Origin of the sequence: Prevotella herbatica (genome assembly GCF_017347605.1) — a bacterium.
GTDB classification, from domain to species: Bacteria; Bacteroidota; Bacteroidia; order Bacteroidales; family Bacteroidaceae; genus Prevotella; species Prevotella herbatica.
The window spans coordinates 1258943-1276171 of the sequence record NZ_AP024484.1; the positions used below are offsets into that span (position 1 = coordinate 1258943).

The 17229-nt window shown below is 38.7% G+C and carries 9 protein-coding genes; 2 read left to right on the forward strand and 7 right to left on the reverse strand.

Going from position 1 to position 17229, the window contains the following annotated elements:
• Window positions 1–34: 34 nt before the first annotated feature.
• Window positions 35–367, reverse strand: coding sequence for a hypothetical protein (locus tag prwr041_RS04765; protein ID WP_207155201.1), 333 nt, complete (start codon window positions 365–367; stop codon window positions 35–37).
• A 1212-nt stretch (window positions 368–1579) separates the two neighbouring features.
• Here prwr041_RS04765 and prwr041_RS04770 point away from each other — a divergent pair.
• The gene (locus tag prwr041_RS04770; protein WP_207155202.1) at window positions 1580–2359 is read left to right on the forward strand and encodes an outer membrane beta-barrel protein; all 780 of its coding nucleotides are present in this window, start codon (window positions 1580–1582) and stop codon (window positions 2357–2359) included.
• Between the two features lie 91 nt (window positions 2360–2450).
• Here the strand turns inward: prwr041_RS04770 and rhaM are convergent, their stop codons facing one another.
• The 3 genes from rhaM to prwr041_RS04785 all read right to left on the reverse strand — a co-directional run bounded on the left by rhaM (window position 2451) and on the right by prwr041_RS04785 (window position 7144).
• A complete protein-coding gene (gene rhaM, locus prwr041_RS04775; protein ID WP_207155203.1) occupies window positions 2451–2768 on the reverse strand; it encodes an L-rhamnose mutarotase in 318 nt (105 codons plus the stop codon).
• A gap of 22 nt (window positions 2769–2790) precedes the next feature.
• Window positions 2791–4062, reverse strand: coding sequence for a rhamnogalacturonidase (locus prwr041_RS04780; RefSeq protein ID WP_207155579.1), 1272 nt, complete (start codon window positions 4060–4062; stop codon window positions 2791–2793).
• Window positions 4063–4174: 112 nt separating this feature from the next.
• Entirely contained in the window at window positions 4175–7144 is a 2970-nt protein-coding gene (locus tag prwr041_RS04785; protein ID WP_207155204.1) for a sugar-binding domain-containing protein, read from the reverse strand.
• A gap of 151 nt (window positions 7145–7295) precedes the next feature.
• On the opposite strand from prwr041_RS04785, the gene prwr041_RS04790 reads away from it, so the two are divergent.
• Complete coding sequence (locus tag prwr041_RS04790; RefSeq protein ID WP_207155205.1) at window positions 7296–11549, forward strand: hybrid sensor histidine kinase/response regulator transcription factor; 4254 nt, start codon at window positions 7296–7298, stop codon at window positions 11547–11549.
• Window positions 11550–11552: 3 nt separating this feature from the next.
• Here prwr041_RS04790 and prwr041_RS04795 read toward each other — a convergent pair whose 3' ends face one another.
• The 3 genes from prwr041_RS04795 to prwr041_RS04805 are packed head-to-tail and all read right to left on the reverse strand — an operon-like array spanning window position 11553 to window position 17141.
• A complete protein-coding gene (locus prwr041_RS04795; protein ID WP_237072305.1) occupies window positions 11553–12866 on the reverse strand; it encodes an alpha/beta hydrolase family protein in 1314 nt (437 codons plus the stop codon).
• A 25-nt stretch (window positions 12867–12891) separates the two neighbouring features.
• A complete protein-coding gene (locus tag prwr041_RS04800) occupies window positions 12892–16239 on the reverse strand; it encodes an MGH1-like glycoside hydrolase domain-containing protein (RefSeq protein ID WP_207155206.1) in 3348 nt (1115 codons plus the stop codon).
• Complete coding sequence (locus prwr041_RS04805; protein ID WP_207155581.1) at window positions 16236–17141, reverse strand: glycoside hydrolase family 43 protein; 906 nt, start codon at window positions 17139–17141, stop codon at window positions 16236–16238. The genes prwr041_RS04800 and prwr041_RS04805 overlap by 4 nt, the downstream gene beginning before the upstream one ends.
• Window positions 17142–17229 lie beyond the last annotated feature (88 nt).

The window sequence follows — 17229 nt, forward strand, 5'->3', positions numbered from 1 at the left end:
ATTAATTTATTGAGAGTTTAGAAAGTAGAAGCATTTACCATCCAAGGACTTGTCCTAAGGCAAGTTTAATCAGAAGGTAAAACTTCATTATTAAATTTGTTGTATTTTCAATCGCTAATATTTCTCCATCATATTGAACAATAGTTATCTTATTACTATTACGACATGTAACAGCCCCATAACCATATTGTTGTGATTGTACAATTTTACATAAAGACAGATTTGTATCTATAGTGTTCGCAGTGGAAGAAATAAACTTCTTCTCAATACTGAGTCCTAGAAGATTATTTACTTCAAGAGCTTTATTCCTCACATCTATTAATTGGATGTAATGACCGAGTCTTTTATAATTATCTTTATTCATCATTGTATCTCTTTGTTTGAAGATAGTGCAAAATGCAACACGCATTTTTTGCGTATTACTGAGGGCAAGAAGTCGCTAGATTATGATATCAAGTTTATCTTAAAAAGGAGCGGGCATAAAATGCACGCTGGTTGGAGTATATATTATGCTTTATCATTTAATTCCATAGCTTAACTCTTAAATAAATTAAGTACTTTCAGCTTGCTCTCTTTTTCCTATTTCAGTAAATTAAAGAGTTCGACTTACAGTGTTTTCATCTTTGTGTTATATAAGAATATTCACGACATCCTTTCGATAATCTGTGATTTATAATAATTTAGTGCCTAATGATGCAAAGATAATAAAATTATGACAAAAAAATATATTTGCCCCAATTAATTTTAATAAGTAAATTACCATTTCTAGAAAACACACTATAACCAATTCAAATAAAGATAACAACAAGGTATCTTGCACACATCATGAATTTCATTTCAGAGTCTATAATGTAACCATATTGTAACATTACATTTTATTTTGTGTGTGTTGAGCACCTGTTTCCTACATGTTTTGACTTAACAACATATTAATCAACACGTTAGACCATGTATAAGAACTCAATCTCCTACACTAAACGGAGTGATTAGGGCCTAATCACTCTGTTGTTCTACATGCTTTATTGAGTGATAAGGCCCATATCACTCAACAGCGTAACGAAAAAGGTGATTTGATAATCGTTGCGCTGATTGATTATTATGGTATAATAAACTATGTTCATATATCTGGCCAGTGTAGGATCGATGTAGGAAACATGTAGGATAAGGGACTCATATACACGAACAAACGAACTGTATATCAACAACTTGCGCAGTTAGTGTATATAATGTAGGTAATTTTTCTTTTTTTCTGGGATTATTTTTTAAAATACCTCATTTTCAGTGAAAAAGCCATCATAATCATGCACACAATACAAGTATTTAAAGAAAAAAGAACTTATTCAGCCCATACTATATATCGAGTAATTTGGGATTTATAATACTAAATAAATTAAGAAAGAATATAAATTCAAAATCTGCTTTCATTTCTTTTCGCCACTTTAAACTTATTATCTCTATCTTACTGTAGATAAATGAACTACACCACCTATTAACAAGAACTATATTTCACAACAATTGACTATAATGTTTGGCTATAAATTTGAAAATATGTAACTTTGCCACGTCAAAATTAATAACAATGACTAGTAAAACTAAAAAAACAGTGTTGACAATCGTGGCATTGTTGACATTAATGCCATGTATGTCACAGGAAGAAGGACAAAAGAAATGGGGACTGCAAGTGGAATTCGGACAGACGACATTGCAAAATGACGATGAAGCAACACATGACTTTTATCCATCTGACGATCAAGGTAATACTTTCGCTATTACTGCAGACTATTATTTAAAGCCCAGACTTGCCTTGATTGGCGGAGTGTATTTTGAACAAAACGGAATACTTACTGATTATTCAGGCGGAATTGGCCTGGCAAAGGTAAATCAAATGGGGCTTCAAGCTGGAGCTAAATTTTATTTCTTTCCTAAGAAATGGATTTTCCAACCACATATCGGAGCAAGTATATATACTAACTTCGTGAACTGGGACAGAAAAGGCAATGGAGATTATCGACTTACAGAAGGATACCCTGACAGTCATTTACATGTAGACTGGAACGTGAAATGCTCACCAATAAGTATTGTTCCTAGATTTGGATTTGACATTCGTCTTATCAGTACGCTTTCATTGACATGTGGTTGGGATCTACGCTTTCCATTAGGAGGCAGCACTAAATACAACGCTCACTTTACAGACGGGCCGATGGTTGGTCAAAAGACATTCGTGAAAGAATCATTACGCCAAGGTGTTTCTATAGGTATAAAAATGGATTTCCCTGCAAAAGCTATAACAAGTAAAACAACAAATAGCTTGCTTATGCTTCTAGGTAGCTGGATTTCATATAAAGCCGGCAGATATTAAGGATTATGTTTCTTTGTTACAAAGAAAAAGGAATAGAGATACATACAGCAATAAAAAAATAGCCTGGCGAATTCGTCAGGCTATTTATATTTTAATCCATGTGAAACAACTCTTCCAGCGGTATGCTTACAGGAGAGTTATCCTTGTTGGTATCCATAATATCCGCCATCATATCCCACCACTTCTGTGTTATAGGGTCTACGTTGTCAGTGTCTTGACTATTGGTTTCCTTTGAACACTCCTGATAGGCAAACAATAAATTAGTTTCCTTATCCCAGAAAATGCTGTAATTGCTCACACCAGAATCCTTAATCATTTGTTTCAGTTCCGGCCAAATAGCAGCATGTCTGCGTGCATATTCTTTTTCACAACCGGGTTTAAGGTACATTTTAAATGCAAATCTCTTCATAATTAAACTATTATTATTAGGTTTATTTTATTTTCTTGCCGTTAATAACTACATTCTTGACAAATGTATTATCAATTAAGCTTTTTGAAAATTCATTAGCCTCATCTGTAACATTCACATTTACAAAAGAAAATGATAACAGATGATACTTGTCACTTGTACCAACATCAAAGAAGTTACGACAAGTTGCTTTTACGTTGCGAACAGTGATGTTATTGCATTCAGACAACGGCATATCATCACGCTTCTGTGGATTGAAGAATTGAGACCAAGGACGAACAACAATATAGCTGCCTACGTTTCCACTCACGTTATCTACTGTTACATACTCATAATGCTGTGGGGTATCGGGACGCATTTTAAGCCATAACACACGATTTGCATTATCAGCGATGCAGTTGCGCAAGATGATATTACGATCGTTCACACTCTCAGAACCAAGTGTAAGGCAACCATGAACCGTTCCGTAACGACAATTCTGTATTAAGATACGCTCACAAGGTCCGTTAGTAGAGTCCTTATCAGCGAAAGTACCCTTTCCACCTTTCAGTACAACAGCATCATCATTAACGTTCATATAGCATCCGTTTACAATTAGATCTGTGCATGCATCTATATCTATCGCATCGCTACTTGGAGCTTTCACCCCTGTTGTAGGAGCAAATATATAACAATTTAAGTAGCGTACGTGACTGCTCTTGTAAACATGATTTGTCCAAAACGGACTGTTTATCAATCTCACATCCTGAACAGTAACATTCTTGCAATTAGAGATATATGTGAGTCGTGGACGCTGTGCATCCTTATTCGTACATTGACGGTTCCAGTCACGTCTGATCCAGAATTCACGCCAATAGTTATATCCATTTCCGTTTATCGTTCCGTGTCCAGTTATTGTAAATCCATCAACATGATCTGCATTTACCAACGCTGCAAAATATCTACAAGTCTCGCCTTCAATACGAGTATTAACGATACTAAAGTCGGCTATGCGGTCAGAACCTTTCAAGACACCGTTTACATGAAGATGCGTATTTGGTTTGAAAAACAGCGAACCACTAAGAAATGTACCATGTGGTATTACGATAACTCCACCACCATTAGAGGCTGCTAGATCTATTACCTTTTGTATTGCTTCTGTCTGAATAACATTACTGTCATTAACAACTCCGTAATCGGTAATAACATACTGTTTGCCAAGTTTGGCTACATCAACATGAGAAGTGTCACTAAACCATTTATCCATTTGCGAACCATCAGGCCATTTGTCAGCCATCGCATTTCCGGCAAGCATACCTAAAACAACCACAAGCACAGTCTTTCTTATACTCTTTACTACATTCATTGATTTATTTTTGTTTGTTCGATTAATAATACTTTTGCAAATATACATAAATTTATTTATACTATTTTATTGACTGCAGAAAATCAACTTCCACGATTCTCAGTTTTACATCGTCTTTCTTTGATGAAGCGAAGTCAAGTTCATTCGTCTTTCCTCCAGCAAGTTCCTTAATCTCTCCATATTGAGAACTGTCTATGGCAGGACCAAGCATTTTAATCGTTATATTACTGCTTTTCTGAGGACGTGGAATGTTTATATGTACATACCCCAGTGTAGCATATGTGCTACCTTGCCATACCTTTTTATTACCTTCATATACAGCCAGTGGATAGCACTTGCTGCGCCAACCAGTAAGCTTTATTGTTATTTCATCAATAGCAACTTTATTAGTAAAGTTATAGGTGATCCAAGCATTCTCACGCTTTCCGTCACTACTCCATTCAGAAAGTTCGTTATCATCAAAACTCTTTTTCACGCTGTCCGAATTACTTCCGGCATTGGCTGAAACGATATCTATTTCCTTCTTCAAATCCTTATAAGAAGGAGTCAATGGAGTTTCACCACGATCAAGATGTCCACTTAACATCAATGAAGGTATGTATTTACTCAAACCATTCATATTGTCAACAGGAAGAGTCTTCAAAGTATCGCTTACCATAGGCAATCCGGTTGCCCCAACACATAAATAAATGTTACCAGCATTGACAGTACTGCGTACAAGTACACGTTCCACGCCACATTCAACAGGAATATTTATCTGATGTATATAGTTACCATCCTTTGTAGAAGTTGCAATACCACCAATCCATTCACCTTCACCATATTGATTCCAATGAATCATTCTATTGTCAAGCGGGCAACGTCTGCCAACACTATCCACAACCTCAACCTGAATAAGAGCCATATCAGCACCATCAGCCTTGAAGCCCAATGGATTCTTTATAGTCGTAAGTTTCAGATGATGAGGTTTACCAACGGTCTCAACAGAATATCTTGATAATTCATGTCGATTAGAATCATAGCTTACAGCCTCAAGCTTTCCAGGTTCATAGGCAAGATGATCAAAGGTAAACAGATAGCGATAACTATTTATTCCTGTTGCAATCTTCTTGCCATTAAGCAGTAAGTCAACACTTGTGCCATTGCTGATAACATAAACAGGCTTAACAGTACCAGCATTATAATTCCAATGTCCAACAATATAAGTATGATTATTTTCTGGAGTAACCCAGCCGTCCCACATCACTTGCATTGCATAAAATGCATCTTTAGGTATGCGCATCGCATCAGTAACACCACTTGTGCGGAAATTTGCTTCGCCACGCCAATGGGTATTGGTATCAGAGAATACGATCTTCGCTCCACCTGCATTAACACGACTACCAGTTCCAGGGCGTTCAAGATAATAATCATACCAAGACTTTACCTGTCCTACGGCAAACATATCCATATTGTGATTATAGTCAGGAGCTGCAGCGTTGCGATAAAGCGGACCATCTCCCTCCTTGTGATAAGGATAGCTGTATTCATCCCAATACTTGCGCAATCCCTCGTCACGATAATATTCCATCATCCACATAGGATGCTTGCGGCTCTTGTTAACATATAACATTTCACCGCCATACTCAGCCTCATCAATATCCAGCATCTCACGACTACCCATAGCACGACCACCATAAGAATCATACTCATCACGAATAGCTTTCAGCTCAATCATGTGTTCACGACTTATGCTTTCATTACCTCCTTCATAAAAAAGGATGCTTGGATTATTACGATTATATATGATAGCGTCACGCATGAGCATGCTGCGCTGTTCCCATTTTCTGCCAGTAACATCATGTTCTGCGTCTCCGGCAGGCATAGACTCGATCAAGCCTACACGGTCACAACTTTCAACATCCTGTTTCCAAGGTGTTACATGCATCCATCTTACAAGATTTCCACCACTCTCTACTTGCAATTTATTGCTATAATCGCTAAGCCATGCTGGCACACTCATCCCTACTCCAGGCCATTCATTACTTGTGCGCTGAGCATAACCATGCATTGATATCACACGATCATTAAGCCATATTTTCCCCTCGGCAAAGCGTGTCTTGCGAAATCCTGTACGTGTTACAACATCATCAATCTTGCTTCCATCATCAGACTTCAATAGACTATTTACAGTGTAAAGATAGCCATATCCCCAACTCCAGAAATGAGCATTGCTGATATTTCCACTAACTTTCACTATACGAGTTTCTCCAGGTTGCAAAATATAGCGTTCACCTTCGAAATTTCCCACTTGGTTTCCTTCACGGTCAAGCACATTTGCAAAGAAACGAAACGAGCGTGGAACATTATCGTCATTGCAAACCTGACTTTCAACATTCACCTTCACCTTATGTCCCGCAATATCATAATCAGAACCATATATGTAAGTGCCGATAGTATTCAGATTACTGTATAAAGGGAGTGTCTGATAAAGTAAGTCCGAAGAATAAAGAAATACATTCTTAGGTATACCGCCATAATTGGCATTGAAATTCTTATCATTCCACTGGTAGCGTTGATTTGTTGCACGTTCACGATAGTTCCAACTATTATCTACACGAACTGCAATAACATTATCACCCGACTTCACATAAGGAGAAAGATCAAAGCCAAAAGCCATAACGCCATTCTCAGATATGCCCAACTTATGACCATTTAGATAAACATCGGCAGCCCATTTCACACCTTCAAATTCGATAAAAAACTTGCGACGACTGATGTTATTAAGATTAAAATGCTTGCGATACCATACCACGGAATCAGAAAGATCATGGCATGCTAGGCGAAAAGCCTCGTCTTCATTCCAAGCACGAGGAAGAGATACTGATGCCCAACGGCTATCATCAGCTCCAACAAGTTCAGAGCCTGTAGCATCCCCTAACTTTAACAGCCAACCTTCATTGAAATTAAACTTCTCACGAGCAGACAACACATCACAACATGAGAGAATTATCACAGTCAACGTTAATACTCGGTTTAAAAGAGGTTTCATTAGTAATTTGTTATTTGATTGTTAAGTGCAAAGTAAGCTATATTAATTGGTTCGTGAAATGCAATATAATTCAATTCTCGGTATTTTTGTACAGTTATCGTTTTTTTTTAGTATTTTTGCACCCAACTACAATACTAGACAACAAAACAATATGATAGCAAGACTATTAGCTAATTTAACATTTTTATGCCTACCTGCACTATTAACGAACGCCAATGCTGAAAATACCGAAAACAGATACAAAGCTAAGAGTATCTCTACAACAAACGGATTGCCTGGCAATACGATAAAGGCAATGCTACAAGACCCTTATGGATTCATCTGGGTTGGTGGAACCAGCGGGCTTACAAGATATGACGGTTATAGATTCGTAAACTTCAACGGATTTGGCAAAAACGGATATAAGAGCCTTACACAGCACATAGGACAATTATATATCGACAAAAAGAACAACCTGCTATGGGTTGGAACTTCTACATATACGCATGCTTGTTTTGACTTAAAACAAAACAAGTTTGTTGACTATACTGGTATTGGTGATACAGAACGTCCATATCGTAAGATAAGACATTATGGAAATAACACATGGATGTTTAATAACACTTCCGGAATAAGACACATCACATGCTATAATGGAAAATTTTCTGTAACAGACTACGCTGCAGAAAACCATAAAATTAACAGCAACGACATTAGAGAACTTTGCGAAGACAACAAACATGCGATTTGGGCTGCATCAACTAAGGGTATGGTTAACATTTCACCCAATGGAAAAGCACAAACATTAGAAGGCAATATTGATTTTTTGGGATGCATAACATACAAAGATAAGATATTAGCATTTTCGAAAAAGAACCAAACTGCCTACATATTCAATTCTAACGGTAAACTTACCAACAAATGCGTATTGGCTTCCGTAATGGGGCGAATAGGAGCTATCAAAGGTTCTATCGTATGGCATGGAAAATGGATTATATTCACCAATGATGCAACCTTCTCTCTTGATATAAACGCAGGTATGTTTGAGAAAGACAGTAGTCTGCAAGTACCTGCTGGAGCACAACAGGGATATATTGACGGCTATCAATTCGTAGGCAACAAGAGCGGTAACCTCTGGATTTTCCCACCAAAGGGAGATTTCAGAATATTGAGGATGATACCAAACCTTCAAACTACTAACGAGAAAAACGGTATCTTTAAAATTGTCAGGGCTAAAAGCGGTTTGTTCTATATAGCAACATACGGTGGAGGATTATTCACCTATAACTATGCCACAGGCGAGATGCAGCGTTTCACTGCCGAAGACAAAAACCCGATAATACATTCCAATTTCCTTTTGGACATTATGACCGACAGTACAGACTGCATCTGGGTAAGTGCGGAAAATGCGGGATTGAGCAGAATAACTCCTGCTGACAATAATGCAGCCTACTACATGATTGACTATAAGCAAAAAGGTGACTGGACAAACTACATGAAAAACATTTTCATGGAAAAGGGCGGAAATGTAATCGTCTCTACCATGTGCAACAATCTATACACCTTTAATGAAAAGACAAAGACTTTCTCTTTCAAGCATAAGATGAAAGCCGGCATATACGATTACCTGATTGATTCTAAGGGCAACGAATGGCTTGCCACACGTGGTGACGGCATTTATCTGAACGGAAAGAAAATGATTTTGCGAGCAGATGGCAAACATGTTGACGCAAATGATTTCTTTAGTGTAGAAGAAGACAAATACGGCAGAATATGGATTGGCAGTTGGGGATATGGTATCTATATGACAAGATATAGTAATACCGGAATTCTTAACGCAAAAAACTTACTCACTGGAGAATTCAATGAGAACCGAATCCACGACATGAAAATTACGCCTCAGGGCAAAATGTATATAGCTACATTCAACGGACTGTATTATGCAAATATCAATAAACGCAACATAAGCAATAATGACTTTTATGCATACAACGTTATAAACGGCAAATTCCCAGTTGATGAGGTTAACTGTATTATGCCAGACCGCAACAATGTTGTTTGGGCTGGAACTGTAGGTGGCGGCTTGGTGAGATGCGACTTTTCAAAAGGACCACACAGGATGACATTCAGGATGATTTCTAAAACGGAAGGACTGTCAAACAACAACGTACGTTCATTAGTAAAAGACCGTTTCGGCTATATCTGGGCAGGAACAGATGAAGGATTATCGAGAGTAGATACAAGAGACAACTACGTGAGGAAGTATATTCTTACCAACAACGTACAAAGCAACAGCTGTGCCGATAATAGTGCAATGGTGCTAAGTAATGGTAATATCGCTTTCGGAACTTGTTACGGATTAGTTGTTCTGAATCCTGCAAATGAAAAAGATGTCAAGGATAAGAAGTCAGCATCCAAGGTTTATATAAGTGACATTCATGTAAACGGTAATTCTATCTACGATGGACTAGACTCGGCAAGTGATTTGAATTCAGCACTTGACGCTACAGGTCGCATGACACTTGAACATACACAGAACTCACTGACATTATATTTTTCAAACTTTGCCTATCAGGATATAGAATCGCAGTTATACCAATACTATCTTGAAGGATTGGATAAAACTTGGAGACGTGCCACAAGTGATTCGCATGTGGAATACTCTAATCTTTCACCAGGTAAATATATATTCCATATAAAGGCATTAGCGAAAAATGTATGGGGTAGCGAAACACAACTTGTTATCGTCATTAACCAGCCTTGGTATAACACGTGGTTAGCTTGGATCATATATCTGTCAATAATATTCATAGCAGGATATGCTTTCTATAGAAACGCTAAAGAAAAACTAAAACTCAGTCAGAAAATACGAGTTGAGAAGGAACTGGCTGATTTCAGAATTAACTTCTTCACCCACATAACTCATGAGTTCCGCACTCCTTTGGCTATCATACAGAATGCCATCGACAAATTAGCACAACCCGGCGTACCTACAAGAAGTAATATTCAGACAGCGAAACGAGGCACTCATAGACTATTGAGATTGGTAAATCAATTCATGGAATTCAGAAAGATTGATACTGGGAACGTGAAACTTAATGTTGAAAAAGATGATATCATTGCTTTCATACATGAGATATACCAAGATTTATGGAGCGTAGCAAACCAGAAAGATATAAGTTACAGTTTCCTTCCTTTCAAAAAAAGCTACGAAATGCTCTTTGACCATCAGATTGTTGAGACAATGGTTTATAATCTGCTTTCAAATGCAGTGAAATATACAACAGAAAACGGAAATGTGCAAGTACGTGTAAGGCACGATGAAGAAAATGACAAACTATTTATTGAGGTTGAAGACAACGGAGTTGGCATAAGTCCAGAACAGCAGGCAACACTATTCGAACCATTTATGCACGGATATGTATCAAAAGGTGGAATGGGTATCGGACTATATACAGCCCACATGATGGCACAACAGCATTATGGAGATCTTACATATAAGTCAACTTCACCGAAAGGCGGTTCTCTGTTTACAATAACTCTTCCTACAGATGAAGACATATTCCAACCAGAGGACTATTGCGCAGACACCGCAATAAACACTGACTACAAAGATGACGAACGCAGTATTCAGTTGATAAAGGAAATGGCTCCTGAAGCTCTAAACAATCAAAAGATTGTGATTATAGAGGATGATCCCGACATGATGGAACAAATCAAGGGAGAGGTCGGTATTTATTTCAACGCCATAGGCTTCTGTAACGGAAAAACCGGATACGAAGGTGCCATAAAAGAACATCCAGACCTTATACTATGCGACATCATGTTGCCGGATATGAACGGATATGAAATCGTAAAGAAACTCAAAGAGCACAATGAATTCAAGCATACACCAGTGATAATGCTTACAGCCCTTGACGATGAAAACCATCAGATAAAAGGGTATCAAGCCGGAGCTGACGACTATATGATAAAGCCTTGTAATTTCAATCTTCTTATCGCACGTATGATTCAACTTATAAAGTGGAATACAACATGTGGCGAAGTAGAAAGTACGCCTACTGAAAATAATGCAACTGTAGCTGACGCACCTATACTAACCAATAAGGCTGATAAGATTTTCCGCCAACAGGTGGCTTCAATCATCAGTCAGCATATCGGTGACGCTGATTTCAACGTAGACAGACTGGCACAGATAATGTGCATGGGACGAACTAAGTTCTATGGAAAGATGAAAGAAGTATATGGCGTGTCGCCAAACAGATATCTAATTAACGAGCGTATGGAATATGCCGCAAAACTAATACTTGAAGGAAAGTACACGATATCAGAAATCAGTTATAAGGTCGGCATTCTGGATTCTTCCTATTTCAACAAATGCTTCAAGGCTAGATACGGCATCGTACCAAGCAAATATCAAGGATAGAAATTACTTTCCGTTGATATGACTTTGCAGGGCTGAAGGTTCCAATATCTTCACCTTGCTTTCGTCTAGTTTTGTCTTGTCAAGGTTAAACACTTTTATAAAGAAGTCATAATTGGCTTGACGCTTGTTGATTCCAAAGTCGTGGCGTTCATTCGGCAGATGCACATTCGTTACTTTATCTTCTGCACCATAAAAGCCATAAATACGTTTCAGGAACGGGAATTCCAGTTCTGGCACGCTTGATGTCCAGTCGCCACCATCACTAACAATAAGCAAAGGACGTGGCGCAAAGAATGATATTAGTTCAGGATTGCATGTACCACCGCCTGCCAATTGGATAGGTTTGCCGCTTTCGCAAGGACATCCTCCGTCGAAATGACTAGCTAGATTAACAGTAGGGGCAGCAGCCGTAATGCGATTATCAAGAACCGTGAGCAGAATGGTATGAGTGCCGCCGCCGCTACCGCCGTTTACGCCGATACGTTTTTTGTCAACATCTTTTCTGTTATTCCACATGTAATCAAGCAATACTTCCGCATTCAAAGCCTGTATCACATGGGCACGATCTGTCTGGTGACTATCTTTACCATATTCCATTTCGCTTTCTCCCCATCCATATAGGTCAAAGTCCACACATATTGCACCCATTCTTGCAAGAGTGCCAAGACGTTGCTGTTCGTCTTTGCGATAACGCCCACCATTAAAATGTCCGTCTGGACAGATGATAAGCGGGTGTTTTCCCTTTGTAGCAGGACTATATATACTTCCAAACAGATGTTCGCCCGGTAAAGTCTCTATACAGATGTTCTGTACTGTATATCCGTCATTCTTTATGATCTTACCAAGTATTGCCTTATGATGTACAAGACTGTCTTTGTATTTATCTATCTCTAGTAGTTTTCTTACCTCTCGTCTCACGCTGTCACGGCGCATTTCAAACTGTTCTTTATTCGAGTACAGACCACTGAGATACTTCAACATCTGTTCACCCTCCTGCACATGACGACGCGGATACTCATAAGGTTTTATCTTATATATATTATTCGACTGCTTCCAATAATTAAAATCAAACTGAGCGAGAATATTTCTCAACGACTCTTCCAAAGAATAAGCACGCACTCTGAAATCGGCATAAGTCAATTTCAAACCAGTTGTGTCTACATTGTACTTAAACTTAACCTTAAAGCGTTTTTCCAAACCATTCATTACGGTGCTTAATGGTTTCTCATATTTTGTAGAATATGTCTGTGCCTGAATTGGAGATTGATGTATAAACATCAAAAGTGCCAATGCCAATATTGATTTAATCTTTTGCATGATCAGTTTGTTTTATATATTAGAGTTACTTCAATATATCCTTAACGATTATTCTACCGAGTTTATTGCTATTAGCGGCCTTCTTTCCGTCAACGAATATCGTCATGCCCCGTCCGATATGGTATCTACCGCCATTCTCATCCCATACAATACATACGTTATGACCATGATAAAGGATGTTATCGAGACAGAACCACTTCCATTTCCCATTTGGTAACAATGGATTTATTTCAAGGGTATTGTCCTGACGTGGACGTAGTCCGCACAATCCAGTGATGACAAGATCAGCAAAAGTACTGTGGTTGTAATATCTGCTTCGCTCCTGATCACCTTTCAACCAATATCCAGTTGTCTCATCAAGATATTCACCGATATATGGTTTACCACGATAGTTCTGACTCTGTACATATTTCTCAAGTTCAGTGAAATATACTTTGTGCCACGAATCATCATTATCGCCATCTTTATTTATGATAGGTAGATGGATGTAATCATTCAGAAGATTAGCCATTGAAGTAAGCGTCTGACTAGTAGCAAAAGGCCATACGGCACCGTCCCATTCACATTTACCGACTCCATGACTACGGAATCCTGGATGTCGACGTTCTGCAGTAGTCAATCCAAATGGAGCGGAAAAGCCTTTCTCGTCTGTCACCTGAAGCCATGCCTGAGAAAAGTCACTATTGTCTGTCGGCAGATTGAAATACCATGGCAGAAAACCTATTTCCTCACGAACAGCGGCAAACTTATTATTTGGATATTTCACTTCAAAGAACTTTGCACTGTCGTTCCACAACTTAGTTTCTACCAAATTTCTGATAGTGTCAGCCTTGAGATTATATAGTGTGGCAACATCATTCTTCCCTGCAAGACCTGCTATATTAGCAATGGCACGATCGTTTCCATACATATAACTATTAATGCTAGGACGGGCATTCTTCTCTTTTCGTCCTCCACTTATCGTTTCTTCCATCGCGTCTCTCACGTCATATTGCCAATATAGAGACGGTTTGTTCTCATTTATCCAACGATGACTATCCCACAGTTTATTTTCCCAGACCAAATCATTCAGCAATGCTGTTGCATTATCCTTGCGATGATCAACGAGATAACGGTTCCATATACTTGACGCAATCCATGAACTATAGAAATTTATCTTCTTCATCGGTTTTCCGTCGTTGCCTCGAAACCATGTATTGATGATCTGGTCAAGATATATTGGATTGCGCAACCATCTACTTTCATTAATATGATGCCCTACAGCAGACGCAATCAAGTTATACTTATCAGCATAATTGCGTTTTACTAGAAATTCCGTCATCGCATATCCTTCAGGAGTCTTCTCAATATGCTTGCGAAGTGTCCACCAACGATAATACCATGTCTGTTCAAAGTCTTTCTGCGGACAGTCAAACAACGGGATGTTACTTTGCATCCACTGCCATGCACTGTCGTTAGGAATAGCCTGAACGATATTCTCGTCTTCCATATTATTGAAGTAATCAACATAATGGCGATAATCAGATGGTTTTAATACAGCAGCTCCAGCATTTGCATCATCACTTTCCGTCTTGAAATTTGCTATACGATATTCAGCAAGAGAATCTGTACCGCCAGCATTATCAAGTGTTCCATTCCAATCGGCAGGAGAATCAACATCAGGACTTGTACGCTGAATACCTGTACGCATCATTATCCGCTCTATTTCATGCACTGGAGCATAGAAAATTCTCGTTCCTGCATTTTTTCCGTCAACAAAGAATTCTGCCATGCGGTGATCCACACTAAGATGTACCTTAATATGATATACATGATTGGGCACATAATCACAAATTTTGCCATATCGTGCCCCACTCTTCACACGCATAATGCCTTCATTGGTTAGTTCTATACGAGATGCTGCTATTCCTTTATCATCAAGAAATTCTATCTGTAATATTCCATTATGATTTTGCATTGCCTGCAAATCAAAGTCTACTGTCAACTCGCGTGTTGCAGGTATCTTGCGCTCTACACGTGCATAGTCGAAAGGATCTTCATCTTTCAATGTAAGCCATTTGTCACTTATTCCAACTGGCGCCATTAAAGGAGAATATATATTCCACATGGTAAGTTGTGACAATGATGAATAATGCGAGAAGTCATCGTCTGCCTGACTATGTGAATCTGTCTGTACAGGTACAGGTATGCGTGCCACCCAAATGTCTTCCTTATTCATTGAGTAACTAACCCACATGTTTCCGTCTTGCGGTTTTCCATTCCCTTCAAGTATTCCCCTTACATATTGTGGTCCAAAACTTTTATAGTTACCCCCATATCTCATTGGAGGAACTTCTCCGCATACAAGATTGAGAGTTGTGTAATTAAGTCCGTCTGCTGACAATGATATGCCAAGTGGCCATCTGTATTCAGAAGGGTTATATACTGTTGCGTAACTGCCGTCTGACAATCGCTGTCCCCAAATCTTTGCATTACTATTTACAAACCCCGCCGCACGTTCCACTGGTTGACTCCACGTATTTCCACCATCTGCGGATATTGATGTAAGAGCGTGTTTCCACAAAGCAACTAGGCGACCATCCGGCAACGTATAGTCATTATAAGCCTTATAAGGTTTGTCTAGCGGAATGAGCTTGTCATTTCTGTCAGCCTCTTCCACCCATTGCATACGATAACGAGGGTTAGCAAGAATCTCTTTTGCAGCCTTTACAAGGTGTCTATCAGCATGAGTGAAATATGGATAATCAGTATTCGACTCATTAAAAGAGTGATTATAATATATAAAGTATATCTTTCCGAAACGACCGTCAGCCTTCACTTCTCTTATCACACGTCCGATACCGTTACCATCGTTTGGATCATCCTTGGGATCTAGTGCAACTCCATAATTTCCTAAAGCATACAGACGGTTTTCACTGCTAATATACCAACCCACACGTTGATGCATTACGGCAATCAAATTATGGGCTTTTATGTTGTTACCAACTTTAGTATAACCTTCTGGCACACGATATTCGGGAAATATCGCAACGGGTGAAGTCCAGTGGTATCCGTCTAGTGACGTTTGCAGATTGGTATGCGAAGGTGGAATATGCTCATCCGAAGGATCAGAAAGATAGTGTACATAAAACTTGCCTTTCCAATAAGCAATCATCGGCTGATGATTATATGTCCACCCATTTCCGTTCTGCAAAGAAGGGTGCTCACGATTGGCACGAAGAATTTGTATATTATGCACTCCAACAACAGGCGAGAGTCCTCCGTCATGACGGTTTGGATCACTTAGTTGACTTCCTGAGTAATGTACTAGCTGCGCATTCATTGGCGAAGCTAGCATGCAAAATGCTATTGTAGCGAAAAACAGTTTCTTCATTTTATCAATTTATTTACCAAGCGTTTTGGAACTTTGAAAATTGTACCGTGCTTATGCAGACTAGGTATTCTTATTTCAGACGTAATGTCTGTAAAGTGTATGAAATCACGTGTCTTCATTGCACCAAAGTCGTGCTTCTGATAACGGTCATAATATATAATATAGTCTTTACCCAACTTAACAGTAGTAGGACCTTCAACAAAGTTCTCTGTAAATGTCTCTGATGGTTTTGTCCAAGGGCCATGGGGATCATGAGCAAAAGAAATACGGAGATTGCGATTTTGGCGCGTGTTATCTTTTACCACCATTACATAATCGTCTTTACCACGCTTTAATATCGTGGCGTCGATAGCACTGAAATGGGTGTCAACAAGCAACTTTGTAGGAGAGAATGTCGCAAAATCCTTTGTTGTTGTATAGTAAAGTCTATGATTATTGTTCTCCTCTTCCTGTCCCTTATCAAATTTATATGGAACACATGAAGCCCACACAATCATCATTTCTTTACGTGCATCATCATAAAAAAGTTCGGGTGCCCATACATTAACAGTTGTCGTATCTGGCATAACCTCTATGAATCTTTCTTTGCTCCAATGCACGAGGTCACGAGAAGATGCATATCCAAAACCACGGTCGCCGCGCCAACTACTAGTCCATACCATGTGAAAAACGCCATCAGGTGTTGACTGTATTGAAGGATCTCTCATCACGTGTTGCTTTCCAACTTTCGGAGAAAGCCATATTCCACGTATAGAGTCCCAATGAATGCCATCACGACTCCAAAGATAGCGCAATCCGTCTGTAGCAGGTTCATGGAAACTGCTATACATATATACGTCACTACTGCATGATACTAAAAATGTTGTAATTATCAGGAATATTATATTGAAAGCTCTTTTCATCATTACGGATGTATAGGGTCGTTTTTCTATTTAAGACGATATTATCCTAATTTTGTAATCACAAAAAGCGAAACGTGATTTTGCATAT

What these genes read in the sequence shown, in the direction of transcription:
- prwr041_RS04765 (WP_207155201.1), bottom strand. Translation starts at nt 367, where the DNA reads ATGATGAATAAAGATAATTATAAAAGACTCGGTCATTACATCCAATTA.
- prwr041_RS04770 (WP_207155202.1), top strand. Translation starts at nt 1,580, where the DNA reads ATGACTAGTAAAACTAAAAAAACAGTGTTGACAATCGTGGCATTGTTG.
- rhaM (WP_207155203.1), bottom strand. Translation starts at nt 2,768, where the DNA reads ATGAAGAGATTTGCATTTAAAATGTACCTTAAACCCGGTTGTGAAAAA.
- prwr041_RS04780 (WP_207155579.1), bottom strand. Translation starts at nt 4,062, where the DNA reads ATGCTTGCCGGAAATGCGATGGCTGACAAATGGCCTGATGGTTCGCAA.
- prwr041_RS04785 (WP_207155204.1), bottom strand. Translation starts at nt 7,144, where the DNA reads ATGAAACCTCTTTTAAACCGAGTATTAACGTTGACTGTGATAATTCTC.
- prwr041_RS04790 (WP_207155205.1), top strand. Translation starts at nt 7,296, where the DNA reads ATGATAGCAAGACTATTAGCTAATTTAACATTTTTATGCCTACCTGCA.
- prwr041_RS04795 (WP_237072305.1), bottom strand. Translation starts at nt 12,866, where the DNA reads ATGCAAAAGATTAAATCAATATTGGCATTGGCACTTTTGATGTTTATA.
- prwr041_RS04800 (WP_207155206.1), bottom strand. Translation starts at nt 16,239, where the DNA reads ATGAAGAAACTGTTTTTCGCTACAATAGCATTTTGCATGCTAGCTTCG.
- prwr041_RS04805 (WP_207155581.1), bottom strand. Translation starts at nt 17,141, where the DNA reads ATGAAAAGAGCTTTCAATATAATATTCCTGATAATTACAACATTTTTA.